17 protein-coding genes are annotated in these 21,846 nt (G+C 64.0%); 5 read left to right on the top strand and 12 right to left on the bottom strand.

The window, feature by feature from the left end; translation table 11 throughout:
- Positions 1-7 precede the first annotated feature (7 nt).
- The 5 genes from rnr to R3X27_RS18725 all read right to left on the bottom strand — a co-directional run bounded on the left by rnr (position 8) and on the right by R3X27_RS18725 (position 6,641).
- Positions 8-2,311: a ribonuclease R gene (gene rnr / locus R3X27_RS18745; protein WP_317710412.1), complete on the bottom strand. Its 2,304-nt coding sequence runs from the start codon at positions 2,309-2,311 to the stop codon at positions 8-10.
- 119 nt (positions 2,312-2,430) lie between these two features.
- Complete coding sequence (locus R3X27_RS18740; protein WP_317710411.1) at positions 2,431-3,705, bottom strand: folylpolyglutamate synthase/dihydrofolate synthase family protein; 1,275 nt, start codon at positions 3,703-3,705, stop codon at positions 2,431-2,433.
- A complete protein-coding gene (gene accD / locus R3X27_RS18735) occupies positions 3,702-4,694 on the bottom strand; it encodes an acetyl-CoA carboxylase, carboxyltransferase subunit beta (RefSeq protein ID WP_317710410.1) in 993 nt (330 codons plus the stop codon). The genes R3X27_RS18740 and accD overlap by 4 nt, the downstream gene beginning before the upstream one ends.
- Positions 4,695-4,766: 72 nt before the next feature.
- A complete protein-coding gene (locus tag R3X27_RS18730) occupies positions 4,767-5,687 on the bottom strand; it encodes a CPBP family intramembrane glutamic endopeptidase (protein ID WP_317710409.1) in 921 nt (306 codons plus the stop codon).
- Between the two features lie 63 nt (positions 5,688-5,750).
- Positions 5,751-6,641: a type II CAAX endopeptidase family protein gene (locus tag R3X27_RS18725; protein WP_317710408.1), complete on the bottom strand. Its 891-nt coding sequence runs from the start codon at positions 6,639-6,641 to the stop codon at positions 5,751-5,753.
- Positions 6,642-7,055: 414 nt separating this feature from the next.
- On the opposite strand from R3X27_RS18725, the gene pnp reads away from it, so the two are divergent.
- Positions 7,056-9,188: a polyribonucleotide nucleotidyltransferase gene (gene pnp, locus R3X27_RS18720; RefSeq protein WP_317710407.1), complete on the top strand. Its 2,133-nt coding sequence runs from the start codon at positions 7,056-7,058 to the stop codon at positions 9,186-9,188.
- 92 nt (positions 9,189-9,280) lie between these two features.
- Here the strand turns inward: pnp and R3X27_RS18715 are convergent, their stop codons facing one another.
- Together R3X27_RS18715 and R3X27_RS18710 are read right to left on the bottom strand one after the other, a co-directional pair.
- Positions 9,281-9,943 carry a GntR family transcriptional regulator gene (locus R3X27_RS18715; protein ID WP_317710406.1) on the bottom strand — a complete coding sequence of 221 codons (663 nt, stop codon included), beginning with the start codon at positions 9,941-9,943 and terminating at the stop codon, positions 9,281-9,283.
- Between the two features lie 381 nt (positions 9,944-10,324).
- Positions 10,325-10,978, bottom strand: a complete 654-nt coding sequence (locus R3X27_RS18710; protein ID WP_317710405.1) for a peroxiredoxin — start codon at positions 10,976-10,978, stop codon at positions 10,325-10,327.
- A 666-nt stretch (positions 10,979-11,644) separates the two neighbouring features.
- Here R3X27_RS18710 and R3X27_RS18705 point away from each other — a divergent pair.
- A complete protein-coding gene (locus R3X27_RS18705; protein WP_317710404.1) occupies positions 11,645-13,084 on the top strand; it encodes an aldehyde dehydrogenase family protein in 1,440 nt (479 codons plus the stop codon).
- 75 nt (positions 13,085-13,159) lie between these two features.
- On the opposite strand, the gene folE2 is transcribed toward R3X27_RS18705, so the two are convergent.
- The 3 genes from folE2 to R3X27_RS18690 all read right to left on the bottom strand — a co-directional run bounded on the left by folE2 (position 13,160) and on the right by R3X27_RS18690 (position 16,022).
- A complete protein-coding gene (gene folE2, locus R3X27_RS18700) occupies positions 13,160-14,266 on the bottom strand; it encodes a GTP cyclohydrolase FolE2 (protein ID WP_317710403.1) in 1,107 nt (368 codons plus the stop codon).
- Positions 14,267-14,375: 109 nt separating this feature from the next.
- The gene (locus R3X27_RS18695; protein WP_317710402.1) at positions 14,376-15,116 is read right to left on the bottom strand and encodes a glutamine amidotransferase; all 741 of its coding nucleotides are present in this window, start codon (positions 15,114-15,116) and stop codon (positions 14,376-14,378) included.
- Positions 15,117-15,167: 51 nt separating this feature from the next.
- Positions 15,168-16,022 carry a helix-turn-helix transcriptional regulator gene (locus R3X27_RS18690; RefSeq protein ID WP_317710401.1) on the bottom strand — a complete coding sequence of 285 codons (855 nt, stop codon included), beginning with the start codon at positions 16,020-16,022 and terminating at the stop codon, positions 15,168-15,170.
- A gap of 123 nt (positions 16,023-16,145) precedes the next feature.
- Between R3X27_RS18690 and R3X27_RS18685 the strand changes: the two genes are divergently transcribed.
- Complete coding sequence (locus R3X27_RS18685; protein ID WP_317710400.1) at positions 16,146-16,355, top strand: DUF2061 domain-containing protein; 210 nt, start codon at positions 16,146-16,148, stop codon at positions 16,353-16,355.
- A gap of 116 nt (positions 16,356-16,471) precedes the next feature.
- Here R3X27_RS18685 and R3X27_RS18680 read toward each other — a convergent pair whose 3' ends face one another.
- Entirely contained in the window at positions 16,472-18,238 is a 1,767-nt protein-coding gene (locus R3X27_RS18680) for a trypsin-like peptidase domain-containing protein (RefSeq protein ID WP_317710399.1), read from the bottom strand.
- A 273-nt stretch (positions 18,239-18,511) separates the two neighbouring features.
- Positions 18,512-20,920 carry a phenylalanine--tRNA ligase subunit beta gene (gene pheT, locus R3X27_RS18675; protein WP_317710398.1) on the bottom strand — a complete coding sequence of 803 codons (2,409 nt, stop codon included), beginning with the start codon at positions 20,918-20,920 and terminating at the stop codon, positions 18,512-18,514.
- A 153-nt stretch (positions 20,921-21,073) separates the two neighbouring features.
- Here pheT and R3X27_RS18670 point away from each other — a divergent pair, with 153 nt between their 5' ends.
- Entirely contained in the window at positions 21,074-21,373 is a 300-nt protein-coding gene (locus R3X27_RS18670; protein WP_317710397.1) for a hypothetical protein, read from the top strand.
- A gap of 132 nt (positions 21,374-21,505) precedes the next feature.
- A complete protein-coding gene (locus R3X27_RS18665; protein ID WP_317710396.1) occupies positions 21,506-21,769 on the top strand; it encodes a hypothetical protein in 264 nt (87 codons plus the stop codon).
- The last annotated feature ends 77 nt before the right edge of the window (positions 21,770-21,846 follow it).

Raw genomic sequence — 21,846 nt, 5'->3', positions numbered from 1 at the left:
CGAAGCCTCAGCGTCGCTTGCGTGTCACCTTCCGCTTGTCCCGCGTCTTGTCCCGCGCGGTCTTGGCGCGTGCCTTGCCGGGCTTGCGGCCCATCGGCTTTCCTCGGCCACCGCCGCCCTTGCCACCGCGCGGTCCGGGCGATTTGACCTGTTCGCCCTCAATCTCCAGCAGCTCCAGCATCAGCCCGCCGGTCACCGGAACGGCCTCGGTCAGCCGCACGGTCACGCGCTGGCCGAGCCCGATGACACGGCCGGAATCCGCGCCCATCAACGTCTGGGCGTCGCGGTCATGGTGGAAGAACTCGTTGCCGAGCGACCGGATCGGCACAAGCCCGTCCGCGCCGGTCTCGTCGAGCTTCACGAAGAGGCCAAAGCGGGCGATGCCCGCGATGGTGCCGGTGAACTCGTTGCCCACGCGCTCGGAGAGATAGGCGGCAAGGTAGCGGTCGGTCGTGTCGCGCTCGGCGGTCATCGAACGGCGTTCGGTCTCGGAGATATGCTCGGCAGTCTGGGCGAGACCGTCGATATCCTCCGGCGAGAGCCCGTCCGGCTTGCCAGCCTGTCCGCCACCCCAGCGATGCGCAGCGATCAGCCCGCGATGGACGATGAGGTCCGAATAGCGGCGGATCGGCGAGGTGAAATGCGCGTATGTCTTCAGCGCGAGACCAAAATGGCCGTAATTCGCGGGGGAGTAATAGGCCTGAGTCATCGAGCGCAGCGTCGCCATGTTGATCAGCTCGGAGAGGTCCGAGCCGGCGCTGTCATGCAGGAGCTTGTTGAGGTGGCGCGTATGCAGCACCTGCCCCTTGGCGAGCGTGAAGCCGGAGGCCTGGGCGGTCTCGCGCAGGGCTTCCATCTTCTCCGGCGTCGGCTCCTCATGGACCCGGAAGAGCAGCGGCGTGCGCTTCATGGACAGGGTCTCGCCAGCGCAGACATTGGCCAGCACCATGAATTCCTCGATCAGACGGTGCGTCTCCAGCCGTTCCTTGAAGTTCACCGATTTGACCTCGCCCTGTTCGGTCAACTCGATACGCCGCTCGGGCAGGTCGAGATCCAGCGGCTGGCGCTGGTCGCGGGCATGAGCGGCGGCGAGGTAGGCGGTCTGGAGCGGCTTCAGGATCGTGTCGAGCAGCGGGCCGCATTTGTCATTCGGCTCGCCGTCGAGCGCCTTCTGCACCTCTTCGTAGTTCAGCGAGGCCACCGAGCGCATCAGCCCGCGATGGAAGCTGTGACCGATCTTCTGACCTTGCGCGGTGAGCCGCATCCGAACGGCAACGCAGGCGCGCGGCACGCCTTCATGCAGCGAACAGAGATCGCCCGAGAGCCGGTCCGGCAGCATCGGCACAACGCGGTCGGGGAAATAGGTGGAGTTGCCGCGCATCCGCGCTTCAATATCGAGCGCGCTGCCGGGCCGGACGTAATGCGAGACATCGGCAATGGCGACCCAGACGACATGGCCGCCTTCGTTTGCCGGATCCTCGTCGGGATGGGCATAGACGGCGTCGTCATGGTCACGCGCATCCGAGGGATCGATGGTGACCAGCGGCAGATCCCGCAGGTCCTCGCGGCCGGAGAGGCCGGCGGGCTTCATGTGATCGGCCTCCTCGATCACGCTGTCGGGGAAGTCGTCGGGGATGCCGTGCTGATGGATGGCGATGAGCGAGACGGCCTTCGGTGCCGAAGGGTCGCCGAGCCGCTCGGTGATCCGCGCGGTGGGCAGGCCGATCTTGCCGCGCGGGCTGGACTGCTCGGCCTCGACCAACTCGCCGTCTTTCGCGCCATGCGTGGCGCCGGGCGGCACCTGCCATTCGCGGTCGGCGCCCTTGTCGATTGGCGTGATGCGGCCACCTTCGGTGCGCTTGCGGTACACGCCGAGGATCTTTTTCGGGTTGTGGCCGATGCGGCGGATGAGCCGGGCCTCATATTGGTAATCATCGGCGCCAATCTCGGACAGGCGCCCGAGAATGCGATCACCTTCGCCAAGCGCGGGGTCGCTGTCCCGGGCCACGTAGAGCACGCGCGGCTCGGGCCCCTCGCCATGCCATTCCATCGGCTTGGCATAGAGATCGCCATCGCGGTCGGGCGGCAGGATGGTCAGCACAGTCACGGGCGGCAGCTTGTCGGGGTCGCGATAGTGGCGACGCGCCTTCTGCAAATGGCCCTCGGCTTCGAGCTCCTTCAGCAGGCGCTTGAGGTCGATCCGCGCCGCACCCTTGACCCCGAAGGCCTTGGCGATGTCGCGCTTGGAAGTCTGTGTCGGGTTATCGGCGATCCAGTCGAGAAGCTGGGCCTTGGTGGGAAGCTCTGCCATGTTCGCGGGGTAGCATGCAGGTTCCGGAGTGTCACCCGTGGAAAGGGCGCCGATCGTGGGCAGGACGGGCGCACGCCGCTGATGCAATAGACCCAGCCAGAAACCGAGTTGGTCAGCGTTCAGCCATTCTCCCGCAGGACCGCGCCAGCCTGGTAGAGCGACCCGCAGATCAGGATGCGCGCCTGAGGCTGAGACTGGACGATGTCGGAGACGGCCCGGGCCACGTCCGGCGCTTCCAGAGCAGGCAGGCCCAGAGCGCGCGCCGCTTCGGCGAGAGCGGACGGGTCGGCGGCACTGGGCTCATCCGGGATCGGGACGGCGGTGACGCTGTCGGCCAGATCGGAGAGCGGCGCGAGATAGGACTGGGGATCACGATTGTTCAGAAGCGCGAAGACGAGATGGGTCGGGCGCGCGGGCAGGGTTCGCAGCGTCGCCGCGATGGCTTCGGCCGCGTGGGCGTTGTGACCGCCATCGAGCCAGAATTCAGCCTCCGGGGCGGCCACCTTCAGCGGGCCGACAGTCAGGCGCTGCATGCGGGCGGACCAGCGCACCTGCGTCACGGCGGCCTCGCAGGCGGGTTCGGACAGACCAAGCTCGCGCAGGGCGGCGAGCGCGGTGCCGGCATTGTTGATCTGGTGTGGGCCGGACAGCGCGGGCAAGGGCAGATCCAGCAAGCCGGTTTCGTCCTGAAAGACGAGGCGGCCGCGCTCCTCCCAGCTATGCCAGTGTTGTCCATGGGCGAGGATCGGTGCGCCAAGCCGATCGGCGCGAGCCTCGATCACCTCGAGCGCCGCCTCCTGCTGACGCGCGACGATACAGGGCACACGCCGCTTGAGGATCCCGGCTTTCTCGCCTGCGATCTCGGGCACCGTGTCGCCAAGAAAGGACTGGTGATCGAGCGCGACCGGGGTGATCACGGTCAGGCGCGGAGTCTCGACGACATTCGTCGTGTCCATCCGCCCGCCCATGCCGACCTCAAGCAGCAGTGCATCCGCCGGGGTATCAGCGAAGGCGGCAAATGCAGCGCAGGTCGTGGCCTCGAAGAAGGTGACCGACTGACCGGCATTGGCCTCCAGCACGCGCTCGAGCAAGGCGCAAAGGGCCGGCTCGGAAATCTCCTCCCCCGCGAGCAGGATACGTTCGTGAAAGCGGACGAGATGCGGCGAGGTATAGGCGTGGACGCGCTGGCCAGCCGCCTCCAGTCCGGCGCGGATCATGGCGAGCGTGGAGCCCTTGCCATTGGTCCCGGCGATATGGATGACGGGCGGCAGCTTGTCCTGCGGATTTCCGAGCGCGTCAAGCAGGCGCCAGGTGCGGTCGAGCGAGAGCTCGATCTCGCTCGGATGCAACTCCATCATCCGCGCCAGCAGCGCGGCGCTGGCCGGCTCGCTCACGCTGGCTTGTCCGTTTCCGGCTCTGATGCGGCCGCGGCGTCAACGGGCGTCTCGGCTTCGGGATTGGCCTCGACGGGCGTTTCCGGCGTCACCTCTTCCGAGATGTCGCTCGGCGCGGGTAGGTCGCCCTTCACCGCCGGAGGCAGGCCCAGCATCAGTCGGGTGATGGTGATCAGCTCCTCGCGCAATGCCTTGCGATGGGTCACGCGGTCGAGCATGCCGTGGTCGAGCAGGTATTCGGCCCGCTGGAAGCCCTCGGGAAGCTTCTCGCGGATGGTCTGTTCGATCACCCGCGGGCCAGCGAAGCAGATCAGCGCGTTGGGCTCGGCGACATGGATATCGCCCAGCATCGCGTAGCTCGCGGTCACCCCGCCGGTGGTCGGATGGGTCAGCACGACAATATAGGGAAGCCCCGCCTCACGCAGCATCTCGACCGCAACGGTCGTGCGCGGCATCTGCATGAGCGAGAGAATACCTTCCTGCATCCTCGCTCCACCGGCGGCGGAGAAGAGGATCAGCGGGCGCTTCAGCTCGACGGCACGTTGAGCGGCAGCAATGATGGCGTTGCCGACATACATGCCCATGGAGCCACCCATGAAGGTGAAATCCTGACAGGCGGCGACGATGGGTGTGCGTCCCATATCGCCCTCGGCAACAAGCATCGCCTCAGTCTCGCCGGTCTTCTTCTGCGCCGCTTTCATGCGGTCGGGATATTTCTTCTGGTCGCGGAAATGCAGCGGGTCGGCAACCGGCTCGGGCACCTCGACCTCGGTGAAGATCCCGCCGTCGAACAGGTCGTCGAAACGCTCGCGCGGCGTGATCGCCATGTGGTGATCGCAGCTGGAGCAGACGTTGAGATTATCCTTCAGCTCGCGATGAAACAGCATTGTCCCGCATTCGGGACATTTGGTCCACAGGTTCTCCGGCACCTCGCGGCGCGAGAAGAGCGAGTTGATCTTCGGGCGGACGTAGTTGGAAATCCAGTTCATCGGGGTCCTTCAGCGCCTGTTGCGCGTTCCAGATATGCCTCTCGCTGGGCAATTGCAAATGCTGAAGACAGCTCAGCGGGTCAGCAATCGCCGCGTCAGCCACCAGACCAGAATCACCACGCAGATGGACAGCCCCATTCCGACAGATTGTGCGCTGGCGGCAAAGTCGGGGGCGGGGGTGACGTAGAGCGCGAGCCCCGTGATCGTGTCGTCGACGGCGATGCCGAGCATGCCGAAGACATTATTGCCGAAATGAATGCCCATCGCGGCACCGAGATTGCCGGTCTGCTCGGTGATGTCGGCGGCGATGAGGCCGAAAATCAGCGCCGAGAGCAGCATCCAGGGCAGCATGGCGCCCGCACTCGGCGTGTAGTGGAGCGCGGCAAAGGCGATGGAGGGCAGAACCATCCAGATCCAGCGCGCCCGGAAGCGGGCGGCGAGCTGTTGCTGAAGATAGCCCCGGAAGAGCAGCTCTTCCGATGAGGTCTGGATGAAGATCAGCGGCAGGGCGACCGGCAGGACCGCCAGCCAGCGCGCCGGCGTGAGATTGGGCTCCGGCGTATCGAAGAGGAAGCCAGCCCCGAAAAGCAGCAGGTAGATCGGCACCAGTACCGCGAGCGATATTCCGAAACCTTCGAGCCAGTCCGGCCATGCGCCGAACAGCGAGCCGGGCCCCCGGAAATGGAACGCGGCAGCGGCGAGAAGCGTGCCGATGAAAAGGGCGATGAACGTCACCAGCAGCAGGAAGACGGCAAAGGGCGTATCGATGCCGCCATAGCCCTGTGCCGTGGCCTGGAGACGGGCCAGCGCGGCACCGGTATGCACGGCGTTCATCGAATCGATCTGGTGCGCGACGGCGACGACCGCGCCGACCAGCATCGCTCCGCCGGAAACGAGGATGAAGACGATAAGCGCCATCCCCAGAACGAGACGCCAGAGCTGCGGATAGAGTTTGGCGTCTTCAAGCGACGCTTCGAATTCACCTGTGCGCATGGAAATTCCTCACTGCAATCAACGATAGGTAGACCGCGCCGCGCGCGGGCGCAATCATGCGGCTCACACCTTCAGCGCCAGCCGCGCCGCCAGCCAGCCGACGAAGAGCATGGCAAATTCGGGCAACATCATGCCGGCGATGCGCGGGTCGTCCATCCCGAGCGGCAGATGATAAAGCGCAAGCCCGGACCCTGCCCCTTCAAGGGAGATGAAGAGGATGGCGGCGATATTGTTGGCGATGTGAAAGCCAAGCGCGGCCCCGATGGAGGCCGTTCGCGCCGTCAGGTCGGCTGCGGCGAACGCGAAGGCCGTGGCCCAGAGCGCGAACCAGGGCGCATTGGCCCCGGCGGCGGCAGGCGAGAGATGTGCGAGGCCGAACAGCACCGAGGGCAGGATCATCCAGAGCGGCAAGCGCGGGAAACGCGCGGCGAGCTGCTGCTGCAGGTAGCCGCGAAAGATCAGCTCTTCCGTCCCCGCCTGCAACAGGATCGCCGCCAGCGAGACCGGAAGCAACGCAATCCAGGCGCGGCGGGTCAGCTCGGCATTGCGGATCATCTCGACATCGCGCGGCAGGATCAGCGCGAGCAGAACGAAGAGCGCGCCAACGACAAGGGTCACCCTCAGCGCGTCGGAGACGACGGCGGCGGCGGGTCCGAAGAGCGTGGCCGGGCTGCGGTTGTGCAGCGATTGGGTCACCATCGCAAGCCCTATGGCAAAGAAGCCGAAAGCGCACAGGATATAGAGCGTGGCAAAGGGGCTCGCCTTGGCGAGGGTCGTGTTGTCGACCAGCGCCTGGGTTGCCTCCGGCCCGATCAGGTTGGAGACCAGCGCGAAGGTAAGTTGGTAGAGCGCCATGCCGGCGATGAAGATCAGCACAGCGCCGGCCGCAGTCCGCCAGAGCTCGGCCGTCCCGCGTGCCGAGGCATAGTAGAACTTGTGTGACTTGTAGCGCATCGCCCGTCCCTTCGCGTCAGAGGTAGGCCGTCAGGCGGTGTCGCGCAACGGTGAGTGGCGCTCACGTAGCTGTTCGTGATGGCGATGCCAGTCTTGGAGCTGCACGTTGATCGACGCCGCCCCAAGGCGAAACCGAGATGGCAGCGCCGCCGCCCGGTCCAGCGCTGGCTGGCTCCCGTCGCATTTCAATCTGGGTGCAACCATCGGTTTTCGACGGAATGCTCGTCGGCTCAATGCAGGCACAACTTTTCTTTCCAAACAGCGAAAAACCCTGTATGGCCCGCCCATCTGAGACGTGACGCCTTCTGACCCCGGGCGCGTGCAAGAGGATGAGGGGTCGGCGGCAATGGGGCCGCCATTCAAAACGGGAGACCCGGGATACGCCCGGGAGCGCTCCCAGACAGGATACGCTAGATGTTCAATGAAGTGAAAAAATCGATGCAGTGGGGCGAAGAAACCCTCACGCTCGAAACCGGCAAGGTTGCCCGTCAGGCCGACGGTTCGGTTATCGCCACGCTGGGCGAGACCTCTGTCATGGCCAACGTGACCTTTGCCCGCAAGCCGAAGCCGGGTCAGGATTTCTTCCCGCTGACCGTGCATTACCAGGAAAAATACTACGCTGCCGGCAAGGTGCCGGGTGGCTTCTTCAAACGTGAGGCCCGGCCCACCGAGAAGGAAACGCTCACCGCGCGCCTGATCGACCGCCCGATCCGTCCGCTCTTCGTCCCCGGCTTCAAGCATGAAGTGCTCGTCATGTGCACCGTGCTCAGCCACGACCTCGTCAACGACCCCGACATGGTCGCCATGATCGCCGCCTCTGCCGCGCTGACGATCTCCGGCGTGCCGTTCCGTGGCCCGATCGGCGCCGCGCGCGTCGGTTTCGTCGATGGCGAGTACATTCTGAACCCTGAAGTTCAGGACATGGACCAGCTTCGCCTGAAGCCCGAACAGCGTCTTGACCTCGTCGTCGCCGGCACCAAGGACGCCGTGATGATGGTCGAATCCGAAGCCTACGAGCTGACGGAAGACGAGATGCTGGGCGCCGTGACCTTCGCCCACGAGCAGATCCAGCCGGTGATCGACCTGATCATCGACCTGGCCGAAGACGCCGCCAAGGAGCCGTTCGACTTCCAGGCGCCGGATTACTCGGAGCTCTACGGCGTGGTGAAAGCAGCCGGCGAAGCCGACATGCGCGCCGCCTTCGCGATCACCGACAAGCAGGAGCGCACCTCGGCCATTTCCGCCGCGCGCACCAAGATCACCGAAAGCCTGACCGATGAGCAGCTCGAGGACGCCAACCTCGGGTCTGCCCTCAAGAAGCTGGAAAGCTCGATCCTGCGCGGCGATGTCGTCAAGACCGGCAAGCGGATCGACGGCCGTGACACCACGACCGTCCGCCCGATCGACGTTCAGGCCGGCCTGCTGCCCCGGACCCACGGTTCCGCGCTGTTTACCCGCGGCGAGACCCAGGGCCTCGTGGTCACCACGCTCGGCACCGGCGAAGACGAGCAGATCATCGACGCCCTGCACGGCAACTTCCGCAGCAACTTCCTGCTGCACTACAACTTCCCGCCCTACTCGGTTGGTGAAGTTGGCCGCGTGATGGGCCCGGGCCGTCGTGAAATCGGCCACGGCAAGCTGGCATGGCGCGCCCTTCAGGCCGTCCTGCCCGCCCCGACCGACTTCCCCTACACGATCCGCGTGGTCTCCGAGATCACCGAATCCAACGGCTCCTCCTCGATGGCTTCCGTCTGTGGCGGTTCGCTGTCGATGATGGATGCGGGCGTTCCGCTCAAGGCCGCCGTGGCCGGTGTTGCCATGGGCCTGATCCTCGAAGAGGACGGCTCCTACGCGGTGCTCACCGACATCCTTGGCGACGAGGATCACCTCGGCGACATGGACTTCAAGGTTGCCGGTACCGAAGCGGGCATCACCTCGCTGCAGATGGACATCAAGATCGCCGGCATCACGCCTGAGATCATGAAGCAGGCGCTCGCGCAGGCAAAAGATGGCCGGATGCACATCCTTGGTGAAATGGGCAAAGCCCTGTCGGCTGGTCGCCAGGAATTCTCCGCCCACGCCCCGCGCATCGAGACCATGCAGGTCCCGACCGACAAGATCCGTGAAGTGATCGGCTCGGGCGGCAAGGTGATCCGCGAGATCGTCGAGATGTCCGGCGCCAAGGTCGACATCAACGACGACGGCATCGTCAAGATCGCCTCGCCGAATGCCGAGTCCATCCAGAAGGCCTATGACATGATCTACTCGATCGTGGCAGAGCCGGAAGAGGGCAAGATCTACAAGGGCAAGGTCGTGAAGATCGTCGATTTCGGCGCCTTCGTGAACTTCTTCGGCAAGCGGGACGGCCTCGTGCACGTCTCCCAGATCGAGAACCGTCGCCTGAACCATCCCTCGGATGTGCTCAAGGAAGGCCAGGAAGTCTGGGTCAAGCTGCTGGGCTTCGACGATCGCGGCAAGGTCAAGCTTTCGATGAAAGTTGTCGATCAGGCGACCGGCGAGATGGCCAAGAAGGACGACGACGCGTAAGCGTCCGGACCTTTCAAGACAGGAACGGCGGCGCCCTTGCGCCGCCGTTTTCCGTTCAGGCGTATGAAAGGGAGCCCCGACTGTCTCCGAGATCAGCCTTCGGAGTCGTTGGTCGCGAACAACCCGTTGAGGAAAGCGCCGGTCTGGTGGTAGTGGCTCAGCAGCCGTTCCGCGGCCAGGTCGGCATTGCGATCCACCGCGGCCTCGAGAATGGCGGAATGCTCCGTGCTGACATCGCGCTTCTGATAGTTCAGCGCATTTCCGGCCAGGTATCGATAACGGATGTTCAGGTCGTAGAGCTGGCTGCAGAACTTCATCAGGATGGGCGAGTTGCAATTCGCAAGCAGCGCCATGTGAAACGCCTTGTGGCGCTCCTCGAAGGATTCGAGATCCCCCCTGCCTTCCCGGGCCATCTTGTGATGCGCGAGGACAAGCGCGTCCTCCCAGGCCTCGTCGGCATTGGCGATGCTCTGGCGCAGGGCCATCTCCTCGAGCTCGCAGCGCAGGGTCAGGATCTCGACGAAATTCTCGTGGCTTGTCGGCGCCGCGCGAAACCCGCGCTGGTCCAGCCGCTCCACCAGAAGATCGGAGGTGAGCAGGCTCAGCGCCTCGCGGATCGGCGACGCGCCGGTGTTGAGACGCGCACGCAAGCGGTCGATCTTGAGCTTCTCGCCCGGCTGCAACTCACCCACGACGATCATTCGCCGAAGAGCGAGATATGCTTTCTGGGTCGCGGAGGCTTCCTGGCCCGCCATGTCCCCCGAAAGTTTAGCTGTATCCTTTGCCATACAGCAATAATGTCGTTTTTTTAGGAAAACGCAAATAGAAAATATTCACCCCGCCCGAACCAATTGTCGCAAGAAGCCATTTAAATTATTGATTAAAATGCTCACTTTTGGAAAAATTGAAGGCTCTTTCGGTGTTTTTCTACGCTTAAATTTCGATCAGAGTGCGAATAAGGCAATAAAATCGACAATTGTGCATTCCCGCACAGCCGCTGCGTGTTGACCCGCGACACGCCGGAGCGGACGTCCACACACCCGGACCCGGATGAGGTTTCCGGGGCGATGGCCGCGCGCCAAACACAAACGAGCCCCGCCTTTCGACGGGGCTCGCCAAGATCTCGCGGGAACGGATCAGACCGGCGACTTGGTCTTGCGCAGATAGGGCAGGACAGCGTCGAACGCGCCGAACTTCTCCTTGGCCGCGTCGTCGTCAAGCGAAAGCGCGATGATCACGTCCTGACCCATGGTCCAGTTGGCCGGGGTGGCAATCGGCGCGCCGAAGGTCGCCTGCAGCGCGTCCAGCGCCCGCAACACCTCGGCGAAGTTGCGGCCAACCGACATCGGGTAGGTCATGGAAAGCTGCAGCTTCTTGTCCGGGCTGATAATGAAGACCGAACGGACCGAGGCGCTGTTCGCAGCGGTGCGGCCATCGGGCAGGTAGGCATCGGCGGGCAGCATGTCGAAGGCTTTGGAGACTTCGAGGCTCTCATCGGCGATGATCGGGAAGGGCACCGGGGCTTCGGCGTATTTCTCGATATCGGCGATCCATTCCTTGTGCTCCGCAACACCGTCGACGGAGAGACCGATCACCTTGGTGTTGCGCTTTTCCCATTCCTCGGCGAGCTGGGCGACGGCGCCGAACTCGGTCGTGCAGACCGGGGTAAAGTCTTTCGGATGCGAAAAGAGGATCGCCCAGCTGTCGCCGATCCAGTCGTGGAACTGGATTTCACCCTGGCTGGTTTCGAATTTCAAGTCGGGGACGATGTCATTGATACGAAGGCCCATAAACTGGCTCCTTGTGAGTGTGAGATGCGCGAGTCACGGTTTAGATATATTCTAAAGTCACGAGTGCAACCCCTTCTTTCAACGCCGCAGTTTCTTGCGCAACACCGTCCCGATATGGCTGCGGACGGCGCGGGCGCGCTCCCCGATTGGCCACCTCTTGCGGGTCTCAACGTGCATCATGGCAGCGCAATGGCCAATCCGTGCCTGCCATTGACGGCCGCCCACATGCGCGTGGCAAACCCACCACGTGCCGTGCTTTCCGGCGGCGAGGACCAGTCCTGCATCATGTGCGTCGCTCTGCCGGTTTCTTGGTTGTAGACGGCGAAGGCGGGTCGGCTCCCTAGCGCTTCAGTTGACCGCCTGTTTCAGCGCATGGGCAACGAGGCTTGCAATGCGGCTGTGAAAGTCAGATGTCTGTTTCAGCATGACCGTAGCGCCAAAGCAGGTGCGGTCGCGTCAATCGGGTTCGGAGTTGTAATACCGGCCCGGCATCCAGATATAGCGATCGAACCGCCGGATCGCCGAACTCGCCACCGATTAGGTTCTGTTCAGGAGCGGCGTGCAGGCGCGGACGATGTCGAATGGGGTCAGGCACACCACGCCACACCCCGTTTTGACAAAACAAATCAGGCTCTTGAGCCACCAGACAAGAGTGAGAGATACAATATGATCGAGAAACGCAAATTCTACATCGACGGCGCCTGGGTTGATCCGGCCGTTGGCAATGACCTCCCCGTCATCGATCCCTCCACCGAGGAAGAGGTTGCGATCATCTCTCTCGGGGGGCAGGCCGACACCGATGCCGCCGTTGCCGCCGCCAATGCCGCTTTCCCGGCCTGGGCCGCGACGGACCCGGCCGAGCGCGTGGCTCTGGTGGAGAGGATCCTCGAGATCTACAAACGCCGGGCCGAGGAAATGGCGCAGGCAATGACGCTGGAGATGGGCGCGCCGATCGCCATGTCGCGCAACAGCCAGGTCGGCGCCGGGTCCTGGCATATCGAGGGGTTCCTCGAGGCGATGAAGGACTTCCAGTTCGACCGGCCGCTCAATGCCACCTCCCCCAATGACCGGATCATTCTGGAGCCCATCGGCACGGTGGCGATGATCACCCCCTGGAACTGGCCGATGAACCAGGTGGTGCTGAAGGTTATCCCGGCGCTGCTTGCGGGCTGCACCATGGTGCTCAAGCCCTCCGAAATCGCGCCGCTCTCCTCGTTGCTCTGGACCGAGATCCTCGACGAAGCCGGTGTGCCGGCGGGTGTCTACAACATGGTCAATGGCGACGGCGTGGGCGTCGGCTCCCAGCTTTCGGCCCATCCCGGCATCGACATGGTCTCCTTCACCGGGTCGACCCGCGCCGGCATCCTGATCTCCAAGGCCGCGGCTGAATCGCTCAAGCGCGTGAGCCTTGAACTTGGTGGCAAGGGCGCCAACCTGATCTTCGCCGATGCGGATGAGAAAGCCGTGCTGCGCGGCGTGCGCCACATGATGCAGAACACCGGCCAGTCCTGTAACGCACCCTCGCGGATGCTGGTCCAGCGCGAGGTCTACGACCAGGTCGTCGAGACCGCGCGCGAGACTGCCGAGAAGACCGCCGTTGCCTCGGCGCATGAGGATGGCCGCCATATCGGGCCGCTGGTCAGCCAGATGCAGTGGGACAAGGTCCAGGGCCTGATCGAGAAGGGCATCGCGGAAGGCGCGCGGCTTGTCGCGGGTGGTCCTGGTCGTCCCGACGGGCTGAACCGGGGGTATTTCGCCCGCCCGACCGTTTTCGCAGACGTGACCAATGACATGACGATAGCGCGCGAGGAGATCTTCGGACCGGTGCTGTCGATCATCCCCTTCGAGACCGAGGAAGAAGCCGTCGCCATCGCCAATGACACCGACTATGGCCTGACCAACTACGCCCAGACGCAGGATCCAGCGCGCCAGCGCCGTATGGCCTTCGCGCTCAAGGCCGGCATGGTCGAGATCAACGGCAAGAGCCGCGCCAAGACTGCGCCCTTCGGCGGGATCAAGCAGTCCGGCAACGGTCGCGAAGGCGGCGCATTCGGGCTGGAGGATTTCCTCGAAGTGAAAGCTGTCGGCGGTTTTCCGTCGGAGTGATTGAGATCGGCTGCGCCGCCGATGTGGCGCAGCCCCCTTGATGGGCGTGACGCGTGGCGCGCGCGCCCGATTTCCTCACCCCCGGTGAAACATGCTCTCGAAGAGGTGCGGCTCAAGGCTTTGCCCTGCAAAGGTCTCGCCTTCGACCAGCACCGAAACCGCATCATGGCTGTGCAGGCTCTCCTGATGGCTCGCCACCACCCGGAAATCACCGACCCGCGGATCCATCTCCAGCTGCTCGGCAAAGAGCCGCGCGGCGTCCTCGACGAAGATCGGGTTGGCAGCGTTGAGTTCGGCAAAGGCCTGCTCGTCTTCGCGCTTGACCATGACCTGAGTCTCCGTCGGCACCGCGCGCCGACACATCTCGACCAGATCCTCGAACCACAGGCATTGCGTCTCGGGTTCCACCACGAGCGACAGACGCGCCACGGACCGCTGCGAATGCGGCGTCGCAAGCTGCCCACGAGAGGAGCGCGCATGTTCGGAGAGTTCCAGCGAACAGGGGCAGGTCGAGGAGTAGACATAGTCCAGATGCATGACCTTGAGCGCGCCATGCACCCCGTGATCGACCACTTCCAGCGCCATGTCGTAATACTGATACCCCTGCAGCCCCGATCGCAGCGAGGCAACACGCATCGGGAAAGAGAAACGCATCATGATCCGGGCGTCGAAACTGTCGAGATCGCACTTGTAGCGCTCCAGCGCATCCTCGATCACCTCGAAGCTGAAGGTCCGCTCGGCCGAGGCATAGAAGCTGCGCATGATGCGCGACATGTTGATGCCCTTCTTAGCCGCATCGAGGCTGACCGTTCCGACCACGGAGGTGTCCAGCGCCAGATCCACGCCTTCGCGCCGGTGAAACCGGATCGGCAGGCGGAAATTGGAGATGCCGACATGTGCGATCTGCCGTTTCGCGCCCTTGATCAGGCTTTCCGGCCCGTTCTGAAGATCAGGCAGCGTCGCCTTGTAGGCGTCATCCACCGAAAACTCTGCCGGATAGCGACGGCTCAGGACCGGCCCGGTATTTCCGCCGCCCTGCGGCAGCAGGCGCGCCACCGCCGGATCGAGATCGGTGATCTCCTCCGCCGTCGCCCGCTCGGCCCAGTCGCGCAGAATCTCCAGCGCCCGTTCGGCGTCCTGGCGGTCGGGATCTTGCGTGAAGTCTGCCATATGGGTGTTCATCAAAACCTCACCGGGACCTAACGCGTCCGGCGGGTCCCAACCTCGCCGTCACGCCGCCCCTTGTCCAGCATGCATTTGCATAAGACTACGTGGGACTTGGTGCATTGGATCACAAGTCGCGATACCGTTTGACGAAATTCCGCAAGATACGCGGCGCGATATCTGTCTTCGAGGCCATCACAGCCTCGGTGAGAGCCGCGGCCTCTTCCGGCGGGAAATAGCCCTTGTCCTTGTAGATTTCGATCCGCAGCGCGAAGACCGCGCCATCGGCTTCCGGGTGGAACTGCGTCGCGTAGACATTGCGCCCGTAGCGGATCATCTGGAACGGACAGGGCTCCGAGGCCAGCAATTGCACGCAGCCCGGCGGCAGCGCCTGCACCGCCTCCTTGTGTCCGACCAGCGCTTCAAACCGATCTGGCAACCCGGCCAGCAACGGGTCGGCCCGCCCGGCCTCGGTCACGTCGCAGGGCACCGGCCCCACGGGTTCGCCATATCGCGCCTTGGAAACCTCGCCGCCGAGGTGATGTGCGAGGATCCCGATGCCATAGCAGCAGCCCATGAAGGGGATGTCCTGCTGGGTGATCGCGGGCATCAGCCCGAGGATCTCCTCCTCGATATGCTTCTCGACCGGCGGCTTGCCCGCGTCTGGATCGGACACGCAGCCCGGACCGCCGCCGACGATCACCCCGGCGAACTCCGCCGGATCCAGCCCCTCCGGAATCTCCTCCCGCTCCAGCCGAATCCGACGCACCTCGTCCGGCGCCAGTCCACCCTTGGCGAGAAAGGCCTCGAACTCGTTGTCCGACGCCTCGGGCTCCGGGCGCAGTTGCAGGATCAGGAATGGTTTCATCGGCAGGTCTCCCCTCGCTTCGGCGCATCTGCCGCAAGGCAGGGCGCCGGGTCAAGCCTCCGGCAACTCCGCCCGCAACGCTTCCAGCCAGACAGGCACATCGCGGGCGTCCACATCCGCCTCCCGGATGAGGTTGTCGAAATGCTCGGTCAACGACCGAACCCGGTCGCGCGATCGGAAGGCGAGGTAGAAACGACCGACATAAACCACGCCGAGAAAGGATCCGAACACCGTGACCGGGGCGCTGAAGACGCGACGGGCATCGAAGAGGAAGAGGCGCAGCGACGGGAAGAGGTCCCGGGCGGTCGTGATCAGGTAATCGAGCTGTGCGCGTCGGATCTCGGCGGACAAGCCCTGATAGTATCCCGCTCCGGCGGCGAAAGCCCGCAACTCGCCGATGGAGATGGCGATCTCGTAATCCGACATCTGTCCGCCCAGCAGCCCGAGCCGGTCCTGAGAGGCGCCGATGGCCTGTTCCGGTGTCCTGCCGAGAAATTTGCTGTATTCCCAGTTCATCAGCGGCTCGGTCTTCAAAACATCCGGCAGCGTCGCGGGGACATGCCGGATCTTGTACCCCGCCGCTTCCCGGTGCCAATCGTGGAGCTGTGCATCGGCCGAAGAGCGGGCGGCTTCCGTCACGGTCATCGCCGCCGCGAACACGTCGCCCGGACGCTCTGGCCAATCCGACAGCCCCAGCAACCAGTCCGACGAGACGCCGAGCACACGCGCGCATTCCGCCGCGAGATGCGCGTTTGGCAAGCGGGCCGCGTCCGCGGCCAGAAGTTGCGCGACGGTCGAGCGGTCCACCCCGGTTGCCCGGGCGAGCGCCGACCGGGTGAGTCCTGTCGCGGCCATCTGCGCGGAAAGCCTGTCCCGAAAGATCTCCGCGCGGTCACGTTTGTCCATTATTTTCATGTCTGGAGACTTTTCTCTACATTGTTGAAAAAAACAAGACTATTCCCAGAATTCTCTCAGGCTTCGATCCGGGCGACAAGGAGACGAAGACGCAAGACGATTCAGAGAGATGACATGACCGACAGCCCCCGGCGTAGTATCACGAAGGCCCTGACATGGCAGGCGATGGGATTGCTGGTGATGACCGCGATCAGCTGGTGCGTGACCGGTTCGGTCTCCGCCGGCGGCGCCATCGCGGTGCTCGGCGCGGCAACGGGATTGATCACCTATGTCCTGCATGAGCGCCTCTGGGCGCGGATCGGATGGGGGCGCGTTCCGGAATGAACCCACAGGAGACATCACGGCCGAGCCGTTGAAGCCACCAGGTCCCCGCGAAGCCGCCATGCCAGCGACGAAAGCCCGTTCTCCGGGCAGCTCTGCTCTTCAGCAACCGCTCCGGCTCAGTTCCAACAGCTGATCCGCACCGTTACATCCCCAGCCAGCGTCGTCAGGTCTTCCGGGGCCAGCACCGCCGCGCCTTCAGAGGCACGCGGAGAGAGGCCCGCCTCGCCAAGGAACGCCGCAATCGCCGCCACATCCACCGCGAAATTCACATCCGACGGCAATTGCCGCGCGCCCGCATCGGGCCGAGCCTTGAGCATCCCGAGCACGGCACCGGTCGTATCGAAGACCGGTCCGCCCGCATCCCCCGGCAGGCTCGACAGGGCAAGGCGATCAACGGCCTCCTCGCCCTGCAGTCCCCGGATATCGGCCAGCGTGCCATAGGTCAGGATCGGCAGGTCGAGGATATCCTCGTAGGAGAAGCCGGCCAGCGCCACTTCGGAATTCAGACGCGGCACGGAGGCCTGGAACTCAGCCACGGCCAACGGGGCGAGGGTCTGGCGCGGGGCCAGCAGGGCGAGCCCCAACGCGTCGTCCCGCGCCGCAATTTCCGCCTCGATTTCTTCGCCAATGGTCACGCGGCTGCACTGCCCCAGCACGTCGGTCGTCGTCAGAACCCGTCCGGACCCGTCAACGAAGAAACCGCTGCGCGAGCGGTCCGGGCGCCGGATTTCCAACCCCGAAAGCAGGTCAATCCGTTGCTCCGAGCCGTCACTGCTCAGTGCGGTGTCCGGCAGCACGACCCCCTCGATCGGCGTGAAGCTCTGCTGCATCGTCTCGGTGACGCGCTTCATGACCCGCTCCTCGCCGGCGGTCCAGGCCAGCGTGAAGCCTTTGACGGAGCCATTTGAGAGCACGGCATAGGTGTAGGAGCTCAACTCCGGCGACTGTCCCGTCAACACGAAGCTGCGCTTCTTGCGCTCGCGGAACCCCTCGGTCGGAACAATCTCCAGCGTCTGCAAGATGTCGTAGAGGCCGAACAGCGTTGCCTCGTCGCCGGTCTGGCTGATGAGAACCACGCGCAGCCCGTCCTCATCCACACTGTCATATTGCACGAAGGGTGCCTCGGTCTCGCCCTCCCTGATCTTGCCTTGCGGCAAAATCATCTCGATCCCGGCCGCCGTGTTGCGCGTCATCTGCAAGTCGAAATCGGCAAAGGCGGACTGATAATCCTCGACGAGGTCAACGCGCTGATTGGTGGTCAGGATCCCGGTCGCATCATAGCCCTTCGCCGCCTGCCAGGCTCGCATCGCAGCGCGTGTGCCGCGCCCGAACGCGCCATCGATGGTGGAGCTGTAGAACCCTTCCCACTGAAGGCTCTCCTGAAGCAGCATGCGCTCTTCCCGCGTCAGGGACTGTTCGCTGGCGCGTGCCTGACGGGGCGTCTCGTCCGGGATATAGGCCGGCGCAGGCGGAACTTCGGGCGCAGGCGGAATTCCGGGGGCGGGCTGGACCGCGACAATGCCTGACCCGGATTGCGGAGTTTGCAGCAGGGAATTCACCCCGACGGGCCAGAATTGCTGACCGTATTGCAGGCTGGACTCCAGGTAGCTGTCCTGCGGAACAAGCCGCCGCGACTTCAGCGCCCGCAATTCCGCAGCCGCGGCAACCTCCGTATAAGGACCGAGGGCAACGGCGTACCAGCCTCCCCCCACCCGGAAGCCGGCCACATTGGAGAAGGCTCCGGAATAGGTCCGGGCGCGATCCTGCGCCTGCGCAAGCGTACGGAGCGCCTCGATCTGGATCCAGGCGCTTTCCTGCGCCCGCGCCGTCGGCGCGGCTCCCAGCATGAAAATCGAGACAAACAGAACGAAAAGGGTCTTCACTGCAGATACCTCGGCATACGGCCCCTGAGCGAGGCACGAATAAAATCTTTCCGCGAAGGATACCAAAGCCGGCACCACGTGCACATCAATTCTGCCGGAAAGCCCCGGGCGTGGCTCGGTTGCATCGAACAGGAGCGGAGGAAATCGCTTGCTGCCAACGATTGGGGCGACATCCCCCTGTCCCGCAGCATCAGATCCGGTGGTCAGCAGGTCAGGATAAGGGCGCCCGCGAGCCATCACCCGGGGCGACCATCCAGATCGGTTCACCTTTATCTAGGTGCGCAGCGTGCCGCCGGTGGCCTTGGCGACCTTCTCGATGACCTTTTTGCTGACAGCTTCGATGTCGGCTTCCTTCAGCGTCTTGTCCTTGGGCTGCAACCGCACGGTGATGGCGAGGGACTTCTTGCCCGCCCCCATTTGCGCTTCGGCCTTCACGCCATGGAACTCGTCGAAGACACGCACGTCCTCGATCAGCGCCTTGTCGGCGCCAGCGGCCGCGTTGATCACCGTCAGTGCTTCAACCTGCGCGTCCAACACGAAAGCGAAGTCGCGCTCGACCGCCTGCAGGTCAGCCAGTTCGAGAGCCCCGCGGTTGGTACCCTTCGCCTTCGGGAAGGGAACCGCGGCGAGGTCGATGGAGAAGGCCACGGCCGGCCCTTTCACGTCCAGCGCGTCCAGCACCTTGGGGTGCAGCTCGCCGAAATAGCCCAGAACCTTCTTCGGCCCGAGGCAAATTGCGCCCGAGCGCCCCGGATGCAGCCAGTCTGGCACATCGCGGCGGATCTGCGCCTTCGCCGGCGCACCGATCGCCGCCAGAACGGCCTCGATATCGGCCTTGGCGTCGAAGAGATCGACCGCGCGGCGCGCGCCGTGGACATCCTTCGGCCCGGAATGGCCAACCAGTACCCCGCAAGCGAGCTGCTGCTGGTCCTCCGGTTCACCGCCGAGGAAGCCGGGACCGACTTCGAACAGCGCCAGGTCCGCGAAGCCACGCGCCTGGTTGCGGGCGGCCGCCTGCAGCAGGCCCGGCAACGGGGTCGGCCGCATATGGCTCATCTCCGAAGAGATTGGGTTGTCCAGTTCGGTGGTTTCCGTATCGCCGCCAAAGAGATCGGAGGCGGCGCTATCAACGAAGGAATAGGTCACGCATTCATTGTAGCCCAGCGTCGCGATGGTCCGCCGCGCGGTGGACTCGCGGCGCTGCATCGGCGTCAGCACCGCCTTGGGCACACCGGCAGAGGCGCGGCGCATCGGCTTGCCGACGAGCTTGGTCAGCGAGGCAATCCGCGCCACTTCTTCAACCAGATCCGCCTCGCCCTGAACGTCCGGGCGCCAGGACGGCACATGGGCCATGTCGCCCTCAAGGCTGAAGCCGAGCGCCTCCAGCGTGGCGCGCTGCGTCTCGGCGGGGATCTCCATGCCGACCAGGCTCACCACGCGATCCGTGTCCAGCCTGTAGGCGCGCGCGACATCCGGGATCGCGCCGGCCACGACAACCTCGGAGGCCTCGCCACCGCAGAGGTCGAGGATCATCCGGGTCGCGTGTTCGATGCCGTCGGGCGTCCAGCAGGGATCGATGCCACGCTCGAAACGATAGCGGGCGTCCGAGTTGATCTTCAGCGCGCGGCCGGTATAGGCGGTGCGGATAGGATCGAAATAGGCGGCTTCGAGGAAGACATTGGTGGTCTGCTCGGTGCAGCCCGTCGGCAGACCGCCCATGACACCGGCGATGCTCTCCACGCCCTCATCATCCGAGATCAGCGTCATGCCCGCGTCGAAGGTGTATTCCTTCTCGTCCAGCCCAACGAGAGTCTCGCCGCCCTTGGCGAGATGCACACGCAGGTTCCCCTTCACCTTGTCGGCGTCGAAGACATGCAGCGGGCGGTTGCGGTCATAGGTGAAGAAATTGGTGATATCGACCAGCGCCGAGATCGGCCGCAGCCCGATGGCCCGCAGCGCATCCTGCAGCCATTTCGGCGAGGGGCCGTTCTTCACACCCTTGATCACACGGCCATAGAAGACCGGCGCCTGTTCCAACGTGTCCTCGTCGATGGTGACAGAGATCGGCGAAGGGAAGCTGCCGGGAACGGGATCCGTGTCGCGCGGTTTCATCGAGCCGAGCCCGCGCGCGGCCAGATCCATCGCCACGCCGCGCACGCCGAGCGCATCGGGGCGGTTCGGCGTGATGGCGATCTCGATCACCGGGTCGACCCGCTCGGGCTGGTTCGCGGCCAGCCAGTCGGTGAAGCTCTGCCCGACCTCACCGAAGGGAAGCTCGATGATGCCGTCATGCTCGTCCGACATCTCCATCTCGCGCTCCGAGCACATCATGCCGTAGCTCTCGATGCCGCGGATCTTGCCGACGCCGATGGTCGTATCAATGCCCGGCACATAGACACCCGGCTTGGCGACCACGACGGTGATCCCCTCGCGAGCATTCGGTGCGCCACAGATGATCTGCAACTCGCCCTCATCGGTCTCGACCTTGCAGACTCGCAGCTTGTCCGCATCGGGATGTTTCTCGGCGTGGGTCACCTTGCCGATGGTAAAGGCCGAGAGCCGCTCCACCGGATTTTCGACGCCTTCGACTTCGAGCCCGAGATCGGTCAGCGCATAGACGATCTCGTCCAGCGTCGCGGTGGTCTCGAGGTGATCCTTGAGCCAGGATAAGGTGAATTTCATCGGGAATGCCCCATGCATCTTGAGAAGTCGCGTGTCCTTAGCCCAAACGCGCGCGGGGGTGAAGGGCAGAGACGGCAATCTCTCCGCCTCGCTTTCGTCGTGCTTTTGACATATAATCGACCTGTTTCAGATTCTGCGCAGATGGTGAGTGCTATGGGAACTGTTGTTCATATTATCGGCGGCTATGGGCGGCCTCTTTTCCTCGGGATCGCGATTCTCGTGATACTGGGTATGCTTGGTGACGAAACCGGCAAGGGAACGGTCGGAAGCAATGGGTTCGAGTGCCGGGGCTTCACCACCAATGCCGAGTTGAACCGAGTGATGTGTCGCTACCACCCGGCCAAGATCTGGAATATGCCGCTTGGCGACATCTTTCCATTTCTGAAGCCGAACGCGCCCGCTGGCAATGACCTGCCCGCCGGCCAGACTGTCGCGCCCCAGACCGCAGGCTGACCACTTTCCTATCCGCATCATACCTTTACGTCGGGGCAGAACCTTTTCCTGCCAACGCCGTGCACCGGTTTTTCAAATTTTTGGCATATTTTAGAGATAGCTTTTGGATCACGACAATCCGAAAGACGACTCATGCCCTCCGGACACAGCTCCCTGAGCCCAAATCTTTTCCTCGCAGGCGCCATCATCCTGTGTGGTGTGGCCGTGTCCGGTTCATGGGAAGCGGTTCAGCAGAAGGAGGCGAAGGGGCAGCCGCACAAGGTTGTCACGCTTGGCCAGTCCATGGGCCACTGCAGCTCGAAAAACCTGAAATCCGGTCTGAACATGGTCTCTTGCACCGAGGGCAAGCGCGGTGAGAAGCGCGGGGGCGGCTTTTTCATGAAGCCGCCGCAATAAACACGCGGCAGCTCGACGGCGCGGGCATGATTCCGGACGCTGGGTTGAGATTTTCAGGAACGTCCCGGGGGCGCGGT

The organism is Tropicimonas sp. TH_r6 (genome assembly GCF_033101155.1).
Taxonomy (GTDB): Bacteria; Pseudomonadota; Alphaproteobacteria; order Rhodobacterales; family Rhodobacteraceae; genus Tropicimonas.
This window is presented reverse-complemented; position numbering and strand designations above follow the sequence as displayed.

Excerpts from the sequence above, each read along its gene's own strand:
- R3X27_RS18705 (WP_317710404.1), top strand. The coding sequence starts at position 11,645 with ATGATCGAGAAACGCAAATTCTACATCGACGGCGCCTGGGTTGATCCG.
- R3X27_RS18715 (WP_317710406.1), bottom strand. The coding sequence starts at position 9,943 with ATGGCGGGCCAGGAAGCCTCCGCGACCCAGAAAGCATATCTCGCTCTT.
- R3X27_RS18695 (WP_317710402.1), bottom strand. The coding sequence starts at position 15,116 with ATGAAACCATTCCTGATCCTGCAACTGCGCCCGGAGCCCGAGGCGTCG.
- pnp (WP_317710407.1), top strand. The coding sequence starts at position 7,056 with ATGTTCAATGAAGTGAAAAAATCGATGCAGTGGGGCGAAGAAACCCTC.
- R3X27_RS18725 (WP_317710408.1), bottom strand. The coding sequence starts at position 6,641 with ATGCGCTACAAGTCACACAAGTTCTACTATGCCTCGGCACGCGGGACG.
- accD (WP_317710410.1), bottom strand. The coding sequence starts at position 4,694 with ATGAACTGGATTTCCAACTACGTCCGCCCGAAGATCAACTCGCTCTTC.
- folE2 (WP_317710403.1), bottom strand. The coding sequence starts at position 14,266 with ATGAACACCCATATGGCAGACTTCACGCAAGATCCCGACCGCCAGGAC.
- rnr (WP_317710412.1), bottom strand. The coding sequence starts at position 2,311 with ATGGCAGAGCTTCCCACCAAGGCCCAGCTTCTCGACTGGATCGCCGAT.
- R3X27_RS18730 (WP_317710409.1), bottom strand. The coding sequence starts at position 5,687 with ATGCGCACAGGTGAATTCGAAGCGTCGCTTGAAGACGCCAAACTCTAT.
- R3X27_RS18665 (WP_317710396.1), top strand. The coding sequence starts at position 21,506 with ATGCCCTCCGGACACAGCTCCCTGAGCCCAAATCTTTTCCTCGCAGGC.
- R3X27_RS18710 (WP_317710405.1), bottom strand. The coding sequence starts at position 10,978 with ATGGGCCTTCGTATCAATGACATCGTCCCCGACTTGAAATTCGAAACC.
- R3X27_RS18670 (WP_317710397.1), top strand. The coding sequence starts at position 21,074 with ATGGGAACTGTTGTTCATATTATCGGCGGCTATGGGCGGCCTCTTTTC.
- R3X27_RS18685 (WP_317710400.1), top strand. The coding sequence starts at position 16,146 with ATGACCGACAGCCCCCGGCGTAGTATCACGAAGGCCCTGACATGGCAG.
- pheT (WP_317710398.1), bottom strand. The coding sequence starts at position 20,920 with ATGAAATTCACCTTATCCTGGCTCAAGGATCACCTCGAGACCACCGCG.
- R3X27_RS18690 (WP_317710401.1), bottom strand. The coding sequence starts at position 16,022 with ATGGACAAACGTGACCGCGCGGAGATCTTTCGGGACAGGCTTTCCGCG.